Below are 20,559 nucleotides of genomic sequence, written 5' to 3'. Positions count from 1 at the left end.
CTCCAGCGTGAGCCCACGCTACACACGATTGGGTTGTCGAGTCCGCTGAAATTCAGGATTCATCCCGCTGTGGATATACACCCGCGTCGGCAAACCAGCATTGTCCCCGGCCGGTATTCGGTCATTCTGTTTGGCTGCTTCCCCGTGCAATCGCCGATGTTGGCTGTCGATGGCGCGGCTCATACCGTCTCGCGCAAGTGTGTTGACGTCGTCGGCCTCGGCTTGTTCGAGAAACGCTGCCACGTCGCTGGACGACACCGTGTCGCGGGACAGGCTCGTCTCGAGCCGTTCCAGCGCGAAAGTCGCCATCATCAGCAGCCCCGGAATTAGGGCCACGAGCAACCAAGACACAGGGCAGAAGTAAACACGCCCAAGGTCTCAGCGGGATTACGAATTGTCACCGGTCCGCGCAGTGTTCGGGCACGGCCTGTCGGTGCCGATCAGTAGGCTGTTTTCGTGACTGTGCCCAAGCGTGCCCGCAAAAGAGACGGTGAGACCCGCCTTGGTCTCGTCCGTCGGGCGCGGCGAATGAATCGTGAGCTGGCACAGGCATTTCCACATGTGTACTGCGAATTGGACTTCACCAATCCGCTCGAGTTGGCCGTCGCCACGATTCTGTCGGCACAAAGCACCGATAAGGGCGTCAACCTCGCGACCCCCGCGCTGTTCAAGAAGTACCGGACCGCGCTCGACTATGCGCAGGCCGACCGCACCGAGCTGGAGGAACTGATCCGGCGTACCGGCTTTTACCGCAACAAGGCCAACTCCCTGATGCGGTTGGGCCAAGAACTCGTCGAGCGGTTCGACGGACAGGTGCCCGCGACGCTCGAAGAGCTCGTCACGTTGCCCGGCATCGGTCGCAAGACCGCCAACGTCATCCTCGGAAACGCCTTCGGCATTCCCGGCATCACCGTCGACACCCATTTCGGCAGGCTCGTCCGGCGCTGGGGATGGACCACGGAAGAGGATCCGGTGAAGGTCGAGCATGCGGTCGGTGAGCTCATCGAGCGCAGTGAGTGGACCGACCTGAGCCACCGCGTGATCTTCCACGGCCGCCGCGTCTGCCATGCCCGCAAGCCCGCCTGCGGCGTCTGTGTCCTCGCCAAGGACTGCCCGTCCTTCGGCGCCGGCCCCACCGACCCGCTGATCGCCGCGCCTCTGGTCAAGGGCCCCGAAACCGAGCACCTGCTGGCACTGGCCGGTCTCTAGCCGCCGTCCCGACGCACCGATGACCACCTCGACCCGTTGGACCGTGGCCGTGATGGTCGTGGTGGTCGCCCTCGGTGCCGCGCTGTGGACCCAGCTCGGCGGCGACGAATCCCAGTCGGGTTCGACGGGTCCGGGCACCTCCCGCGACCGGCGCGACGCCGACACCGCGGAGGCGCTGACCGAACCTCGCGCCCGCGCCGACCTGGCGCCATGCCCGACGACGGGTGCCGGGGAAGGTCCGGAGGCATTGCGCGGCATCATCCTGGAATGCGCCGGTGACGGGTCCAGCGTCGACGTCGCGAAGGCGGTCGCGGGCCGCACGGTTGTGCTCAACCTGTGGGCCTACTGGTGCGCGCCGTGCGCCGAGGAACTGCCCGCGATGGCCGAGTACCAGCGCCGGGTCGGTTCGGAGGTGACGGTGCTGACGGTGCATCAGGACGAGAACGAGACAGCGGCCCTGCTGCGACTCGCTGAGCTGGGCGTACACCTGCCAACGCTGCAGGACGGCCGCAGGCGAATTGCGGCCGCGCTGAAGGTTCCGAACGTCATGCCCGCGACGGTTGTGCTGCGTGCGGACGGTAGCGTTGCCGCAATCCTGCCGCGGTCCTTCGCCGACGCCGACGAGATTGCGGCCGCCATCGACCCACAGTTAGGAGAGCCGGGGTGAGTTGGGCCAGCGAAGGGAGCGAACTCGTTCCCGATGCGGCCCCATCGTGGCTCAAACCGCTGGTCGACAACGCCAAAGACATCAAGCATGCCTACCGCAGGCGGGTGCCTCCCGAGGTGCTGGCGATGGTCACCGCCGCGAACACGAAGGCCGCCGTCACCGGGGCGCGACGTGACGCCGCGGTGCTGGTGCTGTTCTCCGGCCCGACCGATTCACCCTCCGGTGGCCTTCCCGACGAGGCCGATCTGCTGGTGACCGTGCGTGCGTCCACCCTGCGTCACCACGCCGGACAAGCCGCATTCCCAGGTGGGGCCGCCGATCAAGGCGACACCGGACCGGTGTTCACCGCGCTGCGCGAGGCCACCGAGGAGACCGGCATCGACCAGGCCCGGTTGCAGCCGCTGGCCACCCTCGAGCGGATGTTCATCCCGCCGTCGGGCTTTCACGTGGTGCCGGTGCTCGCCTATTCGCCCGATCCGGGGCCGGTGGCGGTGATCGACGAGTCCGAAACGGCGGTCGTGGCGCGAGTCCCGGTCCGGGCGTTCGTCAATCCCGAGAACCGAATCATGGTCTATCGCAAGGAGAACACGCGCCGCGCCGCCGGCCCGGCGTTCCTGCTGAACGAGATGCTGGTCTGGGGATTCACTGGGCAGGTGGTCTCGGCGATGCTCGACGTCGCAGGCTGGGCGCGGTCGTGGAACACCGACGACATCCGCGAACTAGAGGATGCAATGGCGCTAGTCGGACGGGACGACGACTACGGTAAGGCGCAACCATGACATCGTCGCAATGGCTCGACCTCGCCGTGCTCGCGGTGGCGTTCATCGCCGCCGTGTCGGGATGGCGCTCCGGCGCGCTCGGATCGCTGCTGTCCTTCGTGGGCGTGGTGCTCGGCGCGGTGGCCGGTGTCCTGCTGGCCCCGCACGTCGTCGCCAACCTCGAGGGTCCGCGCACCAAGCTCTTCGTGACGCTGTTCCTGATCCTCGCACTGGTGGTCGTCGGTGAGATCGCGGGCGTGGTGCTCGGCCGGGCCGTGCGGGGCGCCATTCGCAACCCCGGGGTGCGGACGCTGGACTCCACCATCGGGGTGGCGCTGCAAATCGTCGCCGTGCTGGTCGCCGCGTGGATGCTCACCTACCCGCTGCAAACCTCCGACCAGCCGAACCTGGCCGCCGCCGTACGCGGCTCGGTGGTGCTCAAGGAAGTGGACGACGTCGCGCCGAGCTGGCTGAGGTCCGTGCCGACGCGGCTGTCGGCGCTGCTGGACACCTCCGGCCTGCCCGACGTGTTGCAGCCGTTCGGCCGCACCCCGATCGTCGCCGTCGACGCTCCTGACGCCGCGCTTGCGGGCGACCCCGTCGTCACGGCGACGCGGCCCAGCGTGGTCAAGATCCGCGGTGTCGCGCCCGGATGCCAGAAGGTGCTCGAGGGCACCGGATTCGTCGTGGCGCCGAATCGGGTGATGTCCAACGCGCACGTCGTCGCCGGTGCGGAAAGTGCCACCGTCGAGGTCGACGGCCGGACATACGACGCGTACGTCGTCTCGTACGATCCGCAGGCCGACATCTCGATCCTCGACGTTCCCGACTTGACCGCCACACCGCTGGAATTCACCCAGGGCGAGGCCGCCACCGGGACGGACGCCGTCGTGATGGGTTATCCGGGTGGTGGCGACTTCGTCGCGACGCCTGCCCGCATCCGTGAGACCATCGAGCTCAACGGTCCCGACATCTACCGCAACACCACCGTCACGCGTCAGGTGTACACCGTCAGAGGCAGTGTGCGACAAGGTAATTCGGGTGGACCAATGATCGACCGCACCGGCAAGGTGCTCGGTGTGGTCTTCGGTGCGGCAGTAGACGACGCCGACACCGGCTTCGTGCTGACGGCCGAGGAGGTCGGGCGCCAGTTCGACAAGATCAACAACACCCAGCGCGTCGCCACGGGATCCTGCGTCACCTAGTCAGGCGCCGTACACCTGCGCCACGAAGCGCGACAGCTGATCGTTGACCGCTTCTGGCGCTTCCTCGTGAGCGAAATGCCCTGCGCCGGCGATTGATACGTAGCGGCCATGCGGTGCGTAGTGCTGGGTTCGATACACCGGGTCGGCGAGAACGTACGGGTCGGCGTCGCCGCGCAGGTGCAGCACCGGTACGTTGATGGGCCGCCGCATCGAGCGCATGAACCGCCGCCCTTCACCGCGGAACTGGCTGCGCACCGCCCAGCGCTGATATTCCAACGCCGAATGCGCGGCCGAGGGAATCTGAATCGCACACCGCATGTGCGAGATCGTCTCGGAGAAGTCGTCGGAGGCAAGCCATTTCTCGCTTGCGCGGCTGCGGACCAGGCGCTCGAGTTCCTCGCCGTTGTGGCGTGTCAAGGAGTGCTCGGGCCATGCCGGAATCTGGTAGCGCAGCATCCACGGCAGCAGCGCCCGCCCCTGGTCTCGTCGCGTCAGCGCCGAAGCGCGCAGTGCGACCGGATGTGGCGAGCTGACAACCGCGATCGACCGGACCATGCGCGGATGCAGCACCGCGGTCGCCCAGCAGACCAGGCCGCCGTCGGCATGGCCGACCAGCGTCGCGGCCTTGTGGCCGAGCGCGCGGACCAGCCCGGCGGTGTCGCCGGCCAGCGTCCAACCGTCGTAACCGCGTGGCGGTTTGTCACTGCCGCCGTAGCCGCGCAGGTCGACGGCCACCACCCGCGCACCCGTCAACCCGCGGAGTTGGTGACGCCATGACCACCAGAATGATCCGAACCCGTGCAGCAGGATGACCAGCGGGCGCTCCGTGACCGGTATGGACGATGAGTCCGGGGATCGCGCCTCGACCACATGGAAGCGAATTCCATTGGCGTGCACCTGGAGATGGTTCCAGGGACCGTCGATCCGAACGACCGACGGATCGGGTGGCATTACCAGCCTGACGGGTCAGAGGTCGACGCCGGCTTGCCGGACTTTCCTTCGCCGTTCGACTCGATCGCCACGGCGCCGGCCCTGTCGTGGCCCGGTGTCAGTGCCTCGGGCAGTTCCTTGACCGATTCGATCGTCTTCTGCGGTCCCCTGATGCGACGGACCTTGAGATAGCCGAGGAGCGCGAAGATCGCGGTTACCAGGACCATCACCCCGAACACGATCAGGAAGGCCGCCCATCGCCACAGCCAGGTATCGAGCAGCTCGGCGGCGAAGAAGAAGAAAAAGAAGGTGGAGTAGAACAGCACCACGAGCGCGAGGATGAAGAAAACGCTGCCCGTGAGGCCCTTCTTGACGTCGCGGGTGATCTCGGCCTTGGCGAGCTCCACCTCGGCGCGTACCAGCGTGGACACCTGTGCGGTGGCGTCTTTGACGAGGTCGCCGATCGACGGGTCGGGCTTGGGAGCATGCGGGTCGACCAGTGGTATCGAGGTCACGGTGGTCGGCACGCCATTCCTGCGATCGCTCACGACAATTCCTCCCGCATTCATGTCGGTCTGCGGTTCATGTTGCCATGCGGCGCGCAGTCAAACGATTCCGGCCGACGTTAGACTTGGACGACGAATGGGATCGCAGGTCGGGCGAGTCGAGGAGGTTCTTCAGTTGAGGAGCAGCGGCCGCTGCCTGCGGATCCCAGTGGGTGTCGCCACCCTGATCGCGTTGTTCATGCCGACCCCCGCGATCGCGCACGCCCAAGATCCCGTCACGCTGGGCGGTGGCTCGGGTCTGGTGGTCAACGGCGAGACGTTCTGCACGCTCACCGCGATCGGCAACGACAACCGGGGCAGCCTGATCGGATTCACCTCCGCGCACTGCGGTGGTCCGGGCGCGCAGGTCGCCGCCGAGGGCCACGAGGATGCCGGCGTGCTCGGCACGATGGTGGCGGGCAACGACCTTCTCGACTACGCGGTCATCGAGTTCGACCCGCAGAAGGTGCGTCCGGTCAACAACATCGACGGTTTCCAGATCGACGGCCTAGGCCCGGACCCCCTCGTCGGCGACATCGCCTGCAAGCTCGGCCGCACCACCGGGTACTCGTGCGGCATCACCTGGGGGCCGGGCGACGAGCCGGGCACCTTCATCAACCAGGTGTGCGGTCAGCCCGGCGACTCCGGCGCACCAGTGACCGTCCACAACCGGCTGGTCGGCATGATCCACGGCGCGTTCTCCGAAGAGCTTCCGACGTGCATCATCAAATACATCCCACTGCACACGCCCGCGGTGAACATGTCGTTCAACACGCAATTGGCCGACATCGTGGCCAAGAACCGCCCCGGCTCCGGCTTCGTTCCCGTCGGTGCGGCACCGGCCGCCTGAGTCCGGGCCGTGCCGGGATCGCCTACCGGTAGTCGATGACGATGCGACCGTCGATCTGGCCGCGCTCCATCCGCTCGAACACCTCATTGACGTCGTCGAGGGCCGCGCTCGTGACGGTGGGGTGAATGAGCCCGCGGGCGTAGAAGTCGAGCGCCTCGGCCATGTCCTGGCGGGTGCCGACGATCGAGCCGCGAATGGTGAGCCCCTTGAGGACGATGTCGAAGATGGGTGCCGGGAAGTCGCCTGGCGGAAGACCGTTGAAGACGATGGTGCCGCCGCGCCGCGTCAGGCCGATCGCCTGCCCGAACGCCTGGGGATGCACCGCGGTGACGAGCACGCCGTGCACGCCGCCGGTCGCCTTCTGCACTTCGGCAATCGCATCCTGGGTCTTGGCGTTCACTGTGACCTCGGCACCGAGTCGTTCGGCAAGTGCCAGCTTCGCGTCGTCGATGTCCACGGCCACCACGCGAAGACCCATCGCTCGGGCATACTGCACCGCGATATGACCGAGACCGCCGATGCCCGAGATCGCGACCCACTGGCCGGGTCGGGTGTCGGTGACCTTGAGGCCCTTGTACACGGTCACACCGGCACACAGGATCGGCGCAACCTCCAGCGGATCGGCGCCCTCCGGGATGCGCGCCGCGTAGGCGGCGTTCACCACCATGTAGGTGCCGAAGCTGCCGTCGACTGAATATCCGCCGTTACGTTGGCTCTCGCACAGCGTCTCCCAGCCGGTGCGGCAGAATTCGCAGCTGCCGCACGCCGACCACAGCCACGCATTGCCGACCTTGTCGCCGACGGCGAGATCCTGCACTCCCTCGCCGAGTGCCACCACGGTGCCGTATCCCTCGTGCCCGGGCACGAAAGGCGGAGCCGGCTTCACCGGCCAGTCACCGTGTGCCGCATGCAGATCGGTGTGGCAAACGCCCGATGTCTCCAGCTTGACGAGGGCTTCGCCGTATCCGGGCACAGGTAGTTCCACATCGGTGATGTCCAGTGGCGCACCGAATTCTGTGACCACCGCGGCGCGCATCGTGGCGACGGAGGTGTTGCCGGTGACGTTGTTGTCGAGTGTCTGTGTCATGTTCGTACTCCTTGTTGGTTGGCGGGACGATCGTTGTTTCGTTGGGAATCAGAAGAATCCGAGAGCCTTGTCGCTGTAGGACACGAGCAGGTTCTTCGTCTGCTGGTAGTGGTCGAGCATCATCAGGTGGTTTTCCCGGCCGATACCCGACTGCTTGTAGCCGCCGAAGGCCGCATGCGCGGGGTACTGGTGGTAGCAGTTGGTCCACACCCGGCCGGCCTTGATGTCGCGCCCGGCCCGATACGCGGTGTTCCCGTCGCGCGACCAGACCCCGGCGCCGAGTCCGTAGAGGGTGTCGTTGGCGATGCCGATCGCCTCGTCGTAGTCCTTGAACGACGTGACCGCGACGACGGGGCCGAAAATCTCCTCCTGGAAGATGCGCATCTTGTTGTTGCCCTCGAAGATCGTCGGCTGCACGTAGTAACCACCGTTGAGATCGCCGCCGAGGTCAGCACGTTCGCCACCCGTAAGGACATGCGCGCCTTCGCTTTTGCCGATCTCGATGTAGGACAGGATCTTCTCGAGCTGATCGTTGGATGCCTGCGCCCCGATCATCGTCTCGGTGTCCAGGGGATCGCCTTGGCGAACGGCCTTGGTACGAACGGCCGCCATCGCGAGGAAGTCGTCGTAGATGTCGGCCTGGATCAGGCCGCGCGACGGGCAGGTACACACCTCGCCCTGGTTGAGGGCGAACATCGTGAACCCTTCCAGCGCCTTGTCCTGGTAGTCGTCGTTGGCCGCGAGGACATCGGCGAAGAAGATGTTCGGGCTCTTGCCGCCGAGCTCCAACGTCACCGGGATCAGGTTCTGCGATGCGTACTGCATGATCAGTCTGCCGGTGGTGGTTTCGCCGGTGAACGCGATCTTGGCGATGCGGTTGCTCGAGGCCAATGGCTTGCCCGCCTCGACGCCGAAGCCGTTGACGACGTTCAAGACGCCGGCGGGCAGCAGGTCGCCGATCAACGACATCAGGTAGAGGATCGACGCCGGGGTCTGCTCGGCAGGCTTGAGGACCACCGCGTTTCCCGCCGCCAGCGCGGGAGCCAGCTTCCACACCGCCATCAGGATCGGAAAGTTCCACGGGATGATCTGGCCGACGACACCGAGCGGTTCATGGAAGTGATACGCCACGGTGTCTACGTCGATCTCCGACAGCGAGCCTTCCTGCGCGCGGATGGCGCCCGCGTAGTACCGGAAGTGATCGACCGCCAGCGGCAGGTCGGCGTTCAGGGTTTCTCGCACCGGCTTGCCGTTGTCCCACGATTCGGCGACAGCGATCGATTCGAGGTTCTCCTCGATGCGGTCGGCGATCCGGTTGAGAATGATGGCGCGTTCAGTCGCCGAGGTCTTGCCCCAACCGGGTGCGGCGGCGTGGGCGGCGTCGAGCGCCTTGTCGATGTCGGATTCGTCTGAGCGGGCGACCTCGCAGAACACTTCTCCCGTCACGGGGGAACGGTTCTCGAAGTATCGGCCGGCGACGGGCGGCACCCACTGCCCTCCGATGAAGTTGTCGTACCGCGACTCGAATGACATCACGGCGTCCGTGTTTCCCGGTCGTGAATAGACGGTCATGGGTTTCCTTCCCTGTCCGGTGTCGCCGACACCAGCTGTGGCGCACGTCACTGAAGGTAGGAAAGAAAGGGTTGCAGCACGGTTGCACGCTGTCGTGCAGCGGTTGGGCGACGGCGACTAACCCAGTTCGAGATCGAGGCCGGCAAGGTGCCCACTGGCCCGTGCACGCGCCGCTGGTCCCGTTCCAGCGACATCGTGAAGCATCTGCCATCCGTCGCGGTCATCGCGGCCTTCCGGCGTCTCCAGCCAGCGGCGAAGCAGTGCGGGTCGTCCAGCGGTCAGCACCGCGCCGCGAACACTCATGGAAAGTTCGGTGCGTACGCGCGCGATCGCCGGTGACACCGATTGCGGCAGAAGCGGACCGGCATAGCAGCGGAGCGCTTCCTCGACATCGTCGGCGGCCAGTGCGTCGAACACCTCGCTGACGTCGCTGCTGACCAACCCGGTCAGTCGATAGGGACGCGAATCCAGGTGGTGTGGACCGATCACACGGCGCAGTCGCGACATCTCCGCGCGCACGGTGACGACGTCGAGATCCTTCTCGTCGAGCAGCAATGCGAGGTGGTCGGCGCTGAGCCCCTCGGGGTGGCGGGTCAGCAGAACAAGGATGTCGGCGTGACGGCCGGTCAACGACAACGATTGGACCCGGCCGTCGTCGTCGGGCGCGATCCAGCGCGGACGATCACTGCCCAGAACGGCCAGTCGTGGCTGTGCCGTTGCCGGCGTCGTCTTCGAGGCCGTCAGATGCATCAGCGCCAACTGGCCTTCGACCGCCGCCACCGTTGCGCGGACCAGCCCGAGTGCCTGGGGTGAGGCGACCTGGCCGTCACCGGTCAGGTCGACGGCGCCGATGAGGGCCCCGGTTGCCGGGTCGTGGACGGGGACTGCTGTGCACGTCCAGGGTTGGACGATTCGGGAGAAGTGCTCGGATTCGCGGATCTGGATTTCGCGGTCCAGCGCCAGCGCCGTCCCCGGGGCGTTGGTCCCCGCACCGCGTTCACTCCAGTCGGCACCGGGAACGAAGTTCATCGATTCGGCCCGGCGGCATGCTGCGGCGTCACCCTCGACCCACAGCAGAGTGCCATTAGCCGCCGAGACCGCCACGACCACACCGGAATCGGCGGCGTCGTTGACGAGCAACCGACGGATTATCGGCAACGTCGCTGCCAACGGGTGGCCGGCACGCATGTCGGCGAGGGTGGTCTCGTTGCGGCACAACGCCTCCGCCGCTGGTGAACCGCTCAGGTCGGGATCCACACCGGTGGCGATGCTGCGCTGCCAGCTCTCGACCACCACGCGGCGAATGGCCGCGGCGGCCAGGTAGGACGCGTCGACCTGACCTGCGACGAACAACTCATGCGCCCGGCGCAGTGCGGCAGGGAGCGACGGGGCGATCGTCCTGTCGACTGCGGATCCGGTTGTGTCCATCGCCCTCCTCGTGCGCTGCCTAGGTCTCGGCCTTACTGGCCCGGATCGCCTCGAACACGTTGGGATCCACCAGAGTTGAGGTATCGCCGAGCTCACGTCCCTCGGCGACATCGCGCAGCAGTCGGCGCATGATCTTGCCGCTTCGGGTCTTCGGAAGCTCGGGTACGACGTGGATCTCCCGCGGCCTCGCAATCTTGCCGATGTCCTTGGCGACATGCTCACGAAGTTCGTGGACCATGTCATCGTCGTCGCGGTGCTTGGCATGCGACTCGAGGATGACGAACGCGCAGATGCCCTGACCGGTGGTCTCGTCGTTGGCGCCGACCACGGCCGCCTCGGCCACCCCGGAGTGGCCGACCAGTGCCGACTCCACCTCGGTGGTCGAAATCCGGTGTCCCGAAACGTTCATCACGTCATCGATGCGGCCCAGCAGCCAGATCGAACCGTCGGAGTCGACCCGCGCGCCGTCGCCCGCGAAGTACCAGCCCTGCTTTCCGTAGCGCGACCAGTAGGTCTCCTTGTACCTTTCCGGGTCGCCCCAGATGCCGCGCAGCATCGCCGGCCACGGCTTGTCCAGCACGAGGTAACCCGTGACGTGCTCGGCCTCGTCGGCCCCGGGCACCAACTCGCGTCCCTCCTCGTCGACGATGATCGCCGAGATGCCGGGCAGCGGCTTCATCGCCGAGCCGGGTTTGGTTTCGGTGATGCCCGGCAGCGGCGAGATCATGATCGCGCCGGTCTCGGTCTGCCACCAGGTGTCGACGATCGGAGTCTTGTTGCCGCCGAACGCATCCCGATACCACCGCCATGCCTCCGGGTTGATCGGCTCACCAACCGACCCCAGCAACCGAAGACTCGACAGGTCGTGGGCATCCGGGAATTCGCGACCCCACTTCATGAACATGCGGACCAGCGTGGGCGCCGTGTAATAGATGGTGACGCCGTACTTCTCGATGATTTCGAAGTGCCGGTGTTCGTCCGGAGAATTCGGTGTGCCCTCGTAGACCACCTGCGTTGCGCCGTTCGACAAGGGCCCGTAGACAATGTAGCTGTGGCCGGTGACCCAGCCGATGTCGGCGGTGCACCAGAACACATCCGTCTCGGGCTTGATGTCGAAGACGTAGTGGTGCGTGTACGAGGTCTGGGTCAGATAGCCGCCCGTCGTGTGCATGATGCCCTTGGGCTTGCCGGTGGTTCCCGAGGTGTAGAGCAGGAACAGCGGGTGTTCGGAATCGAAGGCCTCCGGGGTGTGCTCCGGTGATGCCGGCTCGACGGTGTCGTGCCACCAGACGTCGCGGCCCTCGGTCCACGGCGTGTCGATTCCGGTGCGGCGCACCACAAGCACGTGCTCGACGGATTCTTGTCCCTTGCACGCCTCGTCGACGGACTCCTTCAGCGACACCGCCTGACCGCGCCGGAACTGCCCGTCGCTGGTGATGACGAGCTTGGCTTCGGCGTCCTCGATGCGGGCCGCGAGCGCGGTCGACGAGAAGCCGGCGAAGACGACGGAGTGCATGACGCCGAGGCGCGCGCACGCCAGCATCGAGACGATGGCCTCAGGAATCATCGGCATGTAGATGGCGACCCGGTCGCCTGAGACGAGGCCCAGCTCGGTGAGCGCATTGGCGGCCTTGCACACGTCGGACTGCAACTGCGCGTAGGTGATCGTGCGGGTGTCATCGGCCGGTTCGCCCTGCCAGTGGATCGCCACCCGGTCGCCGTTGCCCGCCTCGACGTGGCGGTCCACGCAGTTGTAGGCGACGTTGAGCTTGCCGCCGACGAACCACTTCGCGAACGGCGCCTCCGACCAGTCCAGTACCTCCTCGAACGGCGTCTTCCACGCCAGCCGCTCAGCCTGTTTGGCCCAGAACGCAAGACGGTCGGCGTCGGCTTCGCGGTACATCTCCTCGGTCGCGTTGGCTTGCGCGGCGAATTCGTCGGAGGGGGCGTAGGAGGACGGAACGTCGGTGTGCTTCGTCGAGGTGCCTGTCATATGTGTGAGCGTAGTCACCCACGTCGATGATCAGGCCTGCAAGTCACAGCTCGCTCCGCGGGCGGCGCGTGGCGAGCGCCGAACGTCGCGACAGACGGGCCCAACGGTCGGCTAGCGTGTGCTGCCGTGACCACCGCCGACCCATTGGCCCCCCTGGCAGAGCTGCCAGGGGTGGCTGAAGCGTGCGCCGAAGCCAGCGACGCCCTGGGGCGGGCGCACCGGCACCGTGCCAACCTTCGCGGGTGGCCGGCGAACGCAGCCGAGGCGGGACTGCGGGCGGCGCGGGCGTCGTCGGTTCTGGACGGCGGCTCGCTGCAGTTGTCGGAGGAGGGCCCAGACCCGATCCTCGCCGGCGCCCTGCGCGTATCCGAATCGTTGGAGGGCGGAGCGACCTCCTTGGTCGGGGTGTGGCAACGCGCCCCGATGCAGGCCATCGCGAAATTGCACGCGCTGGCCGCCGCCGATATCGCCGACGACGACCACCTGGGCCGCCCGCGTGCGGACACCGACGTCGGTCGTCGTCTGGAGCTGTTGGCCGCCATCGTGACCGGCGGGACGAACGTGCCCGCGCCGGTGCTCGCCGCCGTCGTGCACGGTGAACTGCTGACGCTGGCCCCGTTCGGTAGCGCCGACGGAGTGGTGGCGCGGGCGGTTTCGCGGTTGGTGACGATCTCGACTGGGCTGGACCCGCACGGGCTGGGCGTGCCCGAGGTGTATTGGATGCGCCAGTCCGGCGACTATCGCGCTGCCGCGCGCGGGTTCGCGTCCGGCACCCCCGACGGTCTCACCGCCTGGGTGCTGATGAGTTGTCGGGCATTGCAGGCCGGTGCGCGGGAGGCGTTGTCGATCGCGCAGGGGAGCGTCGGCGAGGGTCCCTCAGCAAAGTAAAGCGGGCGGCGTTCCGAACTGATTCGGCTCGCCGCCCGCTAGCACGGATTCCGGTTACCATGCGTGCTCTTTTGGGTTGCGTGGGTGGCCTCGGCGTCTTGTCGATGCGCTCCGACTGCAACCCCACCCAAGGGGCCGTCGTGGCCGTCCGCTATCGCAATTACGCAGGCCCGCAACACTTTTGCCTATTCCGCGGCATGTGCTCCGCGTGGGTGCCGGGATCCGTGCTGGGTAGCCTGATTCGGGAGATCCGAGCCTTCTCTTCCGGCTCGGCCTTGGCCTCACCAAGCTTCCGTGATTCCTTTGTACTCCGTGACCGCGGTCACATCAAGGGGCAAATGGCCGCGTCTCCATATCGTTACGCCTTGGCTGCGCGGAAAACGCAGGGTCAGCCGTCGGGAGGGATCAGAAGGCGAAACGGCGCAACAACGAGTACGTCAGCGCGCCGGCCGCCAGTGCGCTGACGCCGACCGCGGCGGTGGTTGCCATGGCCGCTCCCGACGGTGCTGGGATGCGGTCCCGCAACGACACCGGCTTGGAGAACGTCAGCACCGGCCAGCCACGCGCCGATGCTTCTTTGCGCAATGTGCGATCCGGGTTTACCACCGTGGGGTGGCCGACCGTCTCGAGCATCGGCACATCGGTGACCGAGTCGGAGTAGGCGTAGCAATGTTCGAGCGCGTATCCCTCGCGGGCGGCAAGCTCGCGGATCGCCTCCACCTTGCCTTCGCCGAAGCAGTAGAAGGCGATGTCACCGGTGTACTTGCCGTCCTCGACGACCATGCGGGTCGCCATAGCATGGGTGGCCCCGAGCGCGCGGGCGATCGGAGCAACAATCTCCTCGCCAGAGGCGGAAACGACCACCACATCCCGACCGCACAGTTTGTGGTCGGCGATGAGTTCGGCGGCCTCGGCGAACACCAGAGGGTTGACGATCTCGTGCAGCGTCTCCCCGACGATCGACTTCACCTGCTCGACGTCCCACCCGGTGCACATGTTGGTCAGATAGGAGCGCATCCGGTCCATCTGATCGTGGTCGGCGCCCGACATCAGGAAGAGGAACTGGGCGTACGCGGACTTCAAAACGGTCCGCCGATTGATTAGCCCCTGATCGAAGAAAGGTTTGCTGAACGCTAGCGTGCTCGACTTCGCGATGACCGTCTTATCAAGATCGAAGAAGGCGGCGGTGCGGACCGGTTCGCTAGCCGGGCGCATCGTTTGCGCCTCATTTGGCCCTTCTATGCTGGGGCGGGATGCGGCCACCGATCCAGCATAGGGGCGGGCGGTGCGCCCAAGGAAAGAGAGTCTATGAAATGACAGTCTCCGACAGGTGCCGGTGACTGCATTTTTCCTGCTACACCCGTGCTTTTTAATCAGGCGCGACACTTGCGCCCATCCATGTTGCCGTGTGTATAGTGAGTGTTACTCGGCTTATGCCGGGTGTGCATCAGCCCGACCCCCCGGGGCTGATACACGACGACCTCCGCCTCCTCCCCCCCTGGCGGGGGTCGTCCCTTTTTCGGGGGTGTCCTTTTCGCGTCGCCCAGCCGCTCCGTTTGCGGGCAACATCCTCATTGTCGCAAGGTTCGTCTTTCGGACAGATGGGCCGACGGTCCGTGGTTGCGGAATATGGTTTTCGCCGTCAATTTTTGCCGGTTGTCCCCAATTTGCGGTTCATCCACAGAGTCCGGGTTGACGGTGGCGCGGCGTTAGCGACAGCCCGCATCGTGGGCTCATGGGAACCACCGCCGGGATTCTCGCTCTGACGGTCGACGCTGAGCTGCGCGACGATGTTGATCGCGTCGCCGCCGCGGCCGGTGTCCACGTGGTTCACGCCAGCGAACCGTCCGGTCGCAAGGTCTGGACGGGCGCGGTGGCGGTCCTGCTCGACCGCGGGGCGGCCCACCGCTGCGCGCAGCGGCTGTTACCGAGGCGCGGTGGCGTCATCCTGATCACGCGGTCGGAGCCCGGCCCTGCCGATTTCCAGGCCGCCATCGCAGTCGGGGCGCAGCGCGTCGTGGCCCTGCCCGCCCAGGACGGCGAGCTGATGGCCGAGCTGTCCGATGCCGCCGAAGCCGCCGTGGCCGACGTCGCGCGCGGGGCGGTGGTCGCAGTCATCGCGGGACGGGGCGGAGCGGGCGCATCGGTGTTCGCGGCTGCGCTGGCGCAGACGGCGGCTCAGGTGACCGACGCGCTGCTCATCGACACCGATCCGTGGAGCGGCGGCATCGACCTCCTGCTGGGGATCGAGGCGGACGCTGGACTGCGCTGGCCGGATCTGACACTGCAGGGCGGACGGCTGAACTACGCAGCGCTACGCGATGCGCTGCCACGGCAACGCGGCGTATGTGTGCTCTCGGGCGGTCGCGGAGGCGGTGACGTCGACGCCGTGCCCCTCGGCGCCGTCGTGGATGCGGGCAGCCGGGGCGGCGCGACGGTGATCTGCGACGTACCGAGGCGATCGACCGCGGCCGCCGAGACCGCACTCGAATCCGCGGATCTCGTCATTCTCGTCGCCCCGGCCGATGTGCGGTCCTGCGCCGCAGCCGAACGCGTCGCACGCTGGGTTTCCACGGTGAACCCGAACGCGGGCCTGGTCGTGCGCGGGCCTGCACCGGGTGGGCTGCGATCCTCCGACGTCGCCGAGATCGTCGGCCTGCCACTCCTTGCCGCGATGCGACCGCAAGCCGGCATCGCCGAGACCCTGGAACACGGTGGCCTTCGGTTGCGCCGCCGCTCCCCGCTCGCCGGTGCCGCGCGCCGGGTGATGGCGGTACTGCAGCAGCATTCGGTGGTGAGCGCGGCATGAGTGCCTCGCTGATCGAGCGCGTCCGCGAGCGGCTGGCCGCGGAGTCCGGACCCCTGCGGCCGAACGCGGTCGCGGCCGCCATCCGCGCGGAGTCCGGCGGGCTGCTCGGGGACGCCGAGGTGCTCAGCGGCCTGCACGTATTGCAGACCGAACTCACCGGGGCGGGTGTGCTCGACCCGCTGCTGCGTGCGGAGGGGACCACCGATGTTCTGGTCACCGCGCCCGACGCGGTCTGGGTCGACGACGGTGACGGCCTGCGGCGCACGTCGATTCGGTTCGCCGACGACGATGCCGTGCGGCGGTTGGCGCAACGGCTTGCGTTGTCGGCCGGACGTCGGCTCGACGAGGCGCAACCCTGGGTGGACGGCCAGCTGACCGGACTGGGCAGCGGGCAGTGCAGCGTGCGTCTGCACGCGGTGCTGTCGCCGATCGCCCCCGCGGGAACGTGTCTGTCCCTGCGGGTGCTCCGACCCGCTACGCAGGACCTCGCCGCCCTGACGCGGACGGGAGCCATCGAGCCGTCGGCCGCTGCGCTGTTGAACGAGGTGATCGCCGCACGCCTTGCCCTGCTGGTGTCCGGGGGCACTGGCGCGGGCAAGACCACGATGCTGGCCGCCATCCTCGGCGCGGTTCCCGCGCACGAGCGCGTCGTCTGCGTCGAGGACGCCCCCGAACTGGAGCCGGCACATCCGCATCTGGTGAAACTCGTTGCACGACCGGCAAACGTCGAGGGCGTCGGTGAAGTGACCGTGCGCGACCTGGTCAAGCAGGCGCTGCGGATGAGACCTGACCGAATCGTCGTCGGCGAGGTTCGCGGCGCCGAGGTGGTCGACTTGCTCGCCGCCCTCAACACCGGTCACGACGGCGGAGCGGGGACCGTACACGCCAACAGTCCGGCCGAGGTGCCGGCGCGACTCGAAGCGCTTGCTGCGGTCGGCGGACTGGACCGGGGGGCGCTACACAGTCAGCTCGCGGCGGCCGTGCAGGTGCTCGTCCACGTCAGCCGCGATCGCAACGGGCGACGCCGGCTCAGCGAGATCGCGGTGCTCACCCCCGCCGCCGACGGCCGCGTCCGTGCAGTGACCGCCTGGCGTACGGGCATCGGTTTCGACCGTGGCGCCGAGCAACTGCGAACGCTGGTGCATGAGCGGCGGCAGGCATGAGCGGTGCAGCCCTGGCGCTGGCACTCGCGCTGCTGACGGCGCCGAGACCAGCGCAGCACCGACTCCGTTCGCGCGTCCCCGCCGGCTCGCCGACACCGAGAATCGCGACGTGGGTTCTCGTTCCCTGCGGTGTGGCGTTGACACTCGCACTGGGTGCGGCCACGTCGACCGGAGCTGTTCTCGCCGCAGCCATTGTGGGCGCGACCGTCGAGAAGCGCCGGCGGAACCGGCGGCGGCGCTGGACCCGCGACGCCGAAGCCGCCGCGCTCAGGGGTGCGCTGGACGTCCTCATCGGCGAATTGCGGGTCGGCGCCCACCCCGTCACCGCCTTCGATATTGCCGCCGATGACACCGAGGGCGAGGTCGCGTCAGCGCTGAGGACGATCGCGGCGCGCGCACGCTTGGGCGCCGATGTCGTCGCGGGCATTCTCAGCGTGGCGCGGCGGTCGTCGCTGCCGGCGCACTGGGAGCGGCTCGCGGTGTGTTGGCAGCTGGCTCAGGCGCACGGCCTGGCGATCGGCACGCTCATGCAGACCGCGCAGCGGGATCTGGTTGAGCGGCAACGGTTCTCCTCCCGTGTCGACGCCGGTATGGCCGGCGCGCGCACCACCGCCGCCGTGCTTGCGGGCCTGCCCGCCGTCGGCATCGCAATGGGACAGCTGATCGGAGCCGACCCGCTGCGCTTCCTCCTGGCGGGAGGATTCGGCGAATGGCTGTTGATTCTGGGAGTGCTGCTGGCCTGCGCCGGTCTGCTGTGGTGCGACCGGATCACCGGTGCAGTGGTGAAATGACCTACGCTGCAATGCTATTGGCCGTCGCGATACTGCTCAGCGGCGAGAGCTCGCGGACTCGCATCCAGGTGCGAGGTCTGGGGGCAGAAAGGCCGGGGCGCCGCACCACGGCCCCCGCGGACGATCCGCTGGCCACGGCGTCGGCTCTGGAAGTGCTGGCCGCGTGTCTGCGGTCGGGAATGGCGGTGTCGGCAGCCGCGGCGGCGACGGCGCCGTCCGCGCCGCCGCCTCTCGGCCAAATCCTGAGTCGCGCTGCAGACCTGCTAGCGCTCGGGGCCGATCCGGCGACGGCGTGGTCGGATCCTGCGGACACTGACGGTCAGACCGACGCGTTCGTGCGTCTCGCCCGTCGGTCGGCCGCCTCGGGCGCCGCGTTGGCGCAGGGCGTCGCCGCGTTGGCCGCGCAGTCGCGTGACGGTGCCGCCGACGCCGCCCGCGCAGCGGCCGAACGGGCGTCGGTGCTTATCGCGGGGCCGCTGGGCCTGTGTTATCTGCCGGCGTTCCTGTGTCTGGGCGTCGTGCCCGTCGTGGCGGGGCTGGCAGGGGATGTGTTGCGTTCCGGTGTGTTGTAGGGGTTTCGAGTGATGGGGAGGAAATCAATTGATACGCAGATGGGCTCGTTCGGTGCAGGCGCGAATGACCGTGATGATCGTGGACGAAAGCGGCATGTCCACGGTCGAGTACGCCATCGGCACCATCGCGGCGGCGGCGTTCGGCGCGATTCTGTACACCGTCGTGACGGGAGACTCGATCGTCAGCGCGTTGACCAACATCATCAACCGCGCGCTGAACACCAACGTCTAGGCGGTGAGGTCGGCGGTGCCACGGTCGAAGCGGCGCTCGGCATTGCGGGCCTGGTCGCGGTGCTGCTGCTGTGCGCAGCGGGCCTCAACGCAGTGTCTATGCACGTCCGGTGCGTCGACGCGGCCCGGGAGGCCGCACGCCTGGCAGCGCGTGGTGACGACGGCTCGAATGCCGCCCGAGCCATCGCGCCCGAGGGCGCTTCGGTGCACCTTCGTCGTGACGGCGCCCACGTCGTCGCGACCGTCTCGGCGAAATCGGTTCTCCTGCCGGGGATCATCGTCGCGGGCCGCGCCGTCGCCGCGGTGGAACCTGGTCAGCGCTGAGTCGGGCTCGGTCACGTTGGTCGCCGTCGCGATGATGGCGGTGCTCCTGGCGATCACCGTCGCCTGCGTGTGTCTCGGGTCGGCCGTCGTCGCGCGCCATCGTGCGCAGGCAGCGGCCGATCTCGCTGCGCTGGCGGCCGCGGGTGGACTCGTACACGGCGCCGAGACGGCGTGCGGACATGCGGCCGCAGTGGCCGAGGCGATGGGCTCGTCGGTCGCGGGCTGCACGGTGAGCGGTCTCGACGTCGTGGTCGCCGTCGAAGTGCCTGCCGTGCTGGGCCGGTTTGGCGTAGGCACCGCACGTGCGGTCGCCCGGGCGGGTCCGGTCGACTCAGGCCTGACGTAGCGTCGCCAGTCCGGCGAACACGTCGTCCTCGAGCTCGACACGGTTGATCGTTACGTGCACAGCCGTCCACCCGCCGTCGTTGGCGGCCAGCCGCAGCGTGGCCGACGTACTTCCGTTGGCGAATTCCTCTGTCATTCTTGCGATCTGGGCGCGATCGTCGGGATGCACGAGGTGATCGCCGGCCAGGCTCGCCCGCCAGTTGAAGAACGGCGCGGGATCGTCGAGCCACTTCAGCAGCGTCCAGTTCGTCAGGTCGACGAGCGCACGATGAGCGCCGGGCTGCGCCAGCCCCTTGAGGATGCGCTGTGCGAGGTAGTCGGGTGTATCCGCGTCGCTGTCGCGTTCGCCGCGCCAGTTCATCGCCCGCAGGATCAGTCGGGTGCTCCCGTCGTCCTCCTCCTCGGCGAGCACACGCGCGACGAAGCCGATGGTGATCGGTTCGCCGCGATAGTCCGTGACGTCCCAGGAGTTGCAGATCGTCTGGCCCGGTTCACGCGTGATCGTCATCGAGAGGACCTTTGCCTCGCTCGGATTGAGGTCACGCTTGGGCAGGTCTTCGGCGAACGCCCTGCCGTGCAGCACCTGGCTATCCGGCGCCCATCCGCTGTTGTGCAGAGACTCCGTGGTGTCGGTCGCGGTCCCGCTGGTGAGGTCCCAGACCAGCGGGCCGGGGACCGGGCGCGCGGGCGGTTCCATGTCGGGCGGGCCGATCCATACGTGCACCCCGTGGATCCGCCCGTCGGTCATCTGGACGACCTCGGTGCGGATTACGCGGTCATTTTTGGGCGTGATGCTGCTCAAGCCCTGTCGCGCCCGGACGGTCTCACCGATAGCGGTCTGGATCGCCATCAAATTCGGATTGCGCCTCAGGAACGCGCTGACCGGGACCAGGTTCTTGGTCCGGCGACCCTGGGCAACCACGGCGGGTTCGCTGCCCAGAGTTTCCACGAGCAGCCAGTCGTGGTTCATTAGGGCAGTTTAGGGCCGAGCGCCCGATCCCCTGCAGCCAGCTGTCACCTACGAAATCCGTGGCAACGTGACAGTTATGCAGGGCAATTCGTCGGATCCGGCGGCGCCAATTCCCCCAAACAGAGTTGCAACACCCGCTCCGACAAGGTAATTTGCGATTGCACCCGGTCTACCCGGACTAGGGAACGGATCGCGTTGTCCGACTGTTCTCCGCAAATGAAT

General features: G+C 67.4%; 22 protein-coding genes. 13 read left to right on the top strand and 9 right to left on the bottom strand.

Translation table 11 applies throughout. The features are described from left to right. Positions 1 to 18 precede the first annotated feature (18 nt). The gene (locus BST47_RS14705; RefSeq protein WP_234809735.1) at positions 19 to 312 is read right to left on the bottom strand and encodes a hypothetical protein; all 294 of its coding nucleotides are present in this window, start codon (positions 310 to 312) and stop codon (positions 19 to 21) included. 144 nt (positions 313 to 456) lie between these two features. On the opposite strand from BST47_RS14705, the gene nth reads away from it, so the two are divergent. From nth to marP, 4 genes are read left to right on the top strand one after another with little or no spacing between them, the layout of a single operon-like run. Then, positions 457 to 1,209 carry an endonuclease III gene (nth, locus tag BST47_RS14700; RefSeq protein ID WP_083126262.1) on the top strand — a complete coding sequence of 251 codons (753 nt, stop codon included), beginning with the start codon at positions 457 to 459 and terminating at the stop codon, positions 1,207 to 1,209. 19 nt (positions 1,210 to 1,228) lie between these two features. After that, complete coding sequence (locus tag BST47_RS14695) at positions 1,229 to 1,876, top strand: TlpA disulfide reductase family protein (RefSeq protein ID WP_083126261.1); 648 nt, start codon at positions 1,229 to 1,231, stop codon at positions 1,874 to 1,876. Further along, on the top strand, positions 1,873 to 2,655 hold the full coding sequence (locus BST47_RS14690; RefSeq protein ID WP_083126260.1) for an NUDIX hydrolase: 783 nt from the start codon (positions 1,873 to 1,875) through the stop codon (positions 2,653 to 2,655). The genes BST47_RS14695 and BST47_RS14690 overlap by 4 nt, the downstream gene beginning before the upstream one ends. Further along, positions 2,652 to 3,839, top strand: coding sequence for an acid resistance serine protease MarP (gene marP, locus BST47_RS14685; RefSeq protein ID WP_083126259.1), 1,188 nt, complete (start codon positions 2,652 to 2,654; stop codon positions 3,837 to 3,839). Before BST47_RS14690 ends, marP begins: the two co-directional genes overlap by 4 nt. On the opposite strand, the gene BST47_RS14680 is transcribed toward marP, so the two are convergent. After that, positions 3,840 to 4,790, bottom strand: a complete 951-nt coding sequence (locus tag BST47_RS14680; protein WP_083126258.1) for an alpha/beta fold hydrolase — start codon at positions 4,788 to 4,790, stop codon at positions 3,840 to 3,842. Beyond that, the gene (locus BST47_RS14675) at positions 4,790 to 5,338 is read right to left on the bottom strand and encodes a phage holin family protein (protein WP_207568611.1); all 549 of its coding nucleotides are present in this window, start codon (positions 5,336 to 5,338) and stop codon (positions 4,790 to 4,792) included. Before BST47_RS14675 ends, BST47_RS14680 begins: the two co-directional genes overlap by 1 nt. A 112-nt stretch (positions 5,339 to 5,450) precedes the next feature. On the opposite strand from BST47_RS14675, the gene BST47_RS14670 reads away from it, so the two are divergent. Further along, entirely contained in the window at positions 5,451 to 6,164 is a 714-nt protein-coding gene (locus tag BST47_RS14670) for a S1 family peptidase (protein WP_083126518.1), read from the top strand. A 22-nt stretch (positions 6,165 to 6,186) separates the two neighbouring features. Here BST47_RS14670 and adhP read toward each other — a convergent pair whose 3' ends face one another. From adhP to acs, 4 genes are all read right to left on the bottom strand, one after another. Continuing rightward, entirely contained in the window at positions 6,187 to 7,251 is a 1,065-nt protein-coding gene (adhP, locus tag BST47_RS14665; RefSeq protein ID WP_083126256.1) for an alcohol dehydrogenase AdhP, read from the bottom strand. Positions 7,252 to 7,299: 48 nt separating this feature from the next. Next, a complete protein-coding gene (gene adh, locus BST47_RS14660; RefSeq protein ID WP_083126255.1) occupies positions 7,300 to 8,823 on the bottom strand; it encodes an aldehyde dehydrogenase in 1,524 nt (507 codons plus the stop codon). 117 nt (positions 8,824 to 8,940) lie between these two features. Beyond that, positions 8,941 to 10,251, bottom strand: coding sequence for a GAF domain-containing protein (locus BST47_RS14655; protein ID WP_107528973.1), 1,311 nt, complete (start codon positions 10,249 to 10,251; stop codon positions 8,941 to 8,943). 19 nt (positions 10,252 to 10,270) lie between these two features. Then, positions 10,271 to 12,244: an acetate--CoA ligase gene (gene acs, locus BST47_RS14650; RefSeq protein WP_083126253.1), complete on the bottom strand. Its 1,974-nt coding sequence runs from the start codon at positions 12,242 to 12,244 to the stop codon at positions 10,271 to 10,273. Positions 12,245 to 12,370: 126 nt separating this feature from the next. Here acs and BST47_RS14645 point away from each other — a divergent pair, with 126 nt between their 5' ends. Next, complete coding sequence (locus BST47_RS14645; RefSeq protein WP_083126252.1) at positions 12,371 to 13,132, top strand: Fic family protein; 762 nt, start codon at positions 12,371 to 12,373, stop codon at positions 13,130 to 13,132. Positions 13,133 to 13,537: 405 nt separating this feature from the next. Here the strand turns inward: BST47_RS14645 and BST47_RS14635 are convergent, their stop codons facing one another. After that, positions 13,538 to 14,347 carry an HAD-IB family hydrolase gene (locus tag BST47_RS14635; protein ID WP_083126251.1) on the bottom strand — a complete coding sequence of 270 codons (810 nt, stop codon included), beginning with the start codon at positions 14,345 to 14,347 and terminating at the stop codon, positions 13,538 to 13,540. A gap of 520 nt (positions 14,348 to 14,867) precedes the next feature. On the opposite strand from BST47_RS14635, the gene ssd reads away from it, so the two are divergent. From ssd to BST47_RS31155, 7 genes are all read left to right on the top strand, one after another. Next, positions 14,868 to 15,941: a septum site-determining protein Ssd gene (ssd, locus tag BST47_RS14625; protein ID WP_083126250.1), complete on the top strand. Its 1,074-nt coding sequence runs from the start codon at positions 14,868 to 14,870 to the stop codon at positions 15,939 to 15,941. Continuing rightward, positions 15,938 to 17,104, top strand: coding sequence for a TadA family conjugal transfer-associated ATPase (locus BST47_RS14620; protein ID WP_083126248.1), 1,167 nt, complete (start codon positions 15,938 to 15,940; stop codon positions 17,102 to 17,104). Before ssd ends, BST47_RS14620 begins: the two co-directional genes overlap by 4 nt. Further along, a complete protein-coding gene (locus BST47_RS14615; protein WP_083126247.1) occupies positions 17,101 to 17,895 on the top strand; it encodes a type II secretion system F family protein in 795 nt (264 codons plus the stop codon). The genes BST47_RS14620 and BST47_RS14615 overlap by 4 nt, the downstream gene beginning before the upstream one ends. Continuing rightward, a complete protein-coding gene (locus BST47_RS14610; protein WP_083126246.1) occupies positions 17,892 to 18,467 on the top strand; it encodes a type II secretion system F family protein in 576 nt (191 codons plus the stop codon). The genes BST47_RS14615 and BST47_RS14610 overlap by 4 nt, the downstream gene beginning before the upstream one ends. Before the next feature lie 64 nt (positions 18,468 to 18,531). Beyond that, positions 18,532 to 18,699 (top strand): DUF4244 domain-containing protein, encoded by a 168-nt coding sequence (locus tag BST47_RS14605; protein WP_083126245.1) that lies wholly within the window; start codon positions 18,532 to 18,534, stop codon positions 18,697 to 18,699. Positions 18,700 to 18,758: 59 nt separating this feature from the next. Then, the gene (locus BST47_RS31160) at positions 18,759 to 19,022 is read left to right on the top strand and encodes a TadE family type IV pilus minor pilin (protein ID WP_337360516.1); all 264 of its coding nucleotides are present in this window, start codon (positions 18,759 to 18,761) and stop codon (positions 19,020 to 19,022) included. Positions 19,023 to 19,053: 31 nt separating this feature from the next. Continuing rightward, entirely contained in the window at positions 19,054 to 19,368 is a 315-nt protein-coding gene (locus BST47_RS31155; RefSeq protein ID WP_234809716.1) for an Rv3654c family TadE-like protein, read from the top strand. On the opposite strand, the gene BST47_RS14595 is transcribed toward BST47_RS31155, so the two are convergent. Next, complete coding sequence (locus BST47_RS14595; RefSeq protein ID WP_083126244.1) at positions 19,354 to 20,337, bottom strand: PAS domain-containing protein; 984 nt, start codon at positions 20,335 to 20,337, stop codon at positions 19,354 to 19,356. The two genes, BST47_RS31155 and BST47_RS14595, sit on opposite strands and share 15 nt — an antisense overlap. Positions 20,338 to 20,559: the final 222 nt, after the last annotated feature.

Source organism: Mycolicibacterium tusciae (assembly GCF_002086795.1).
Taxonomy (GTDB): Bacteria; Actinomycetota; Actinomycetes; order Mycobacteriales; family Mycobacteriaceae; genus Mycobacterium; species Mycobacterium tusciae.
The sequence above is the reverse complement of the archived record's forward strand: the minus strand, read 5'-3'. Positions and strand labels throughout refer to the sequence as shown.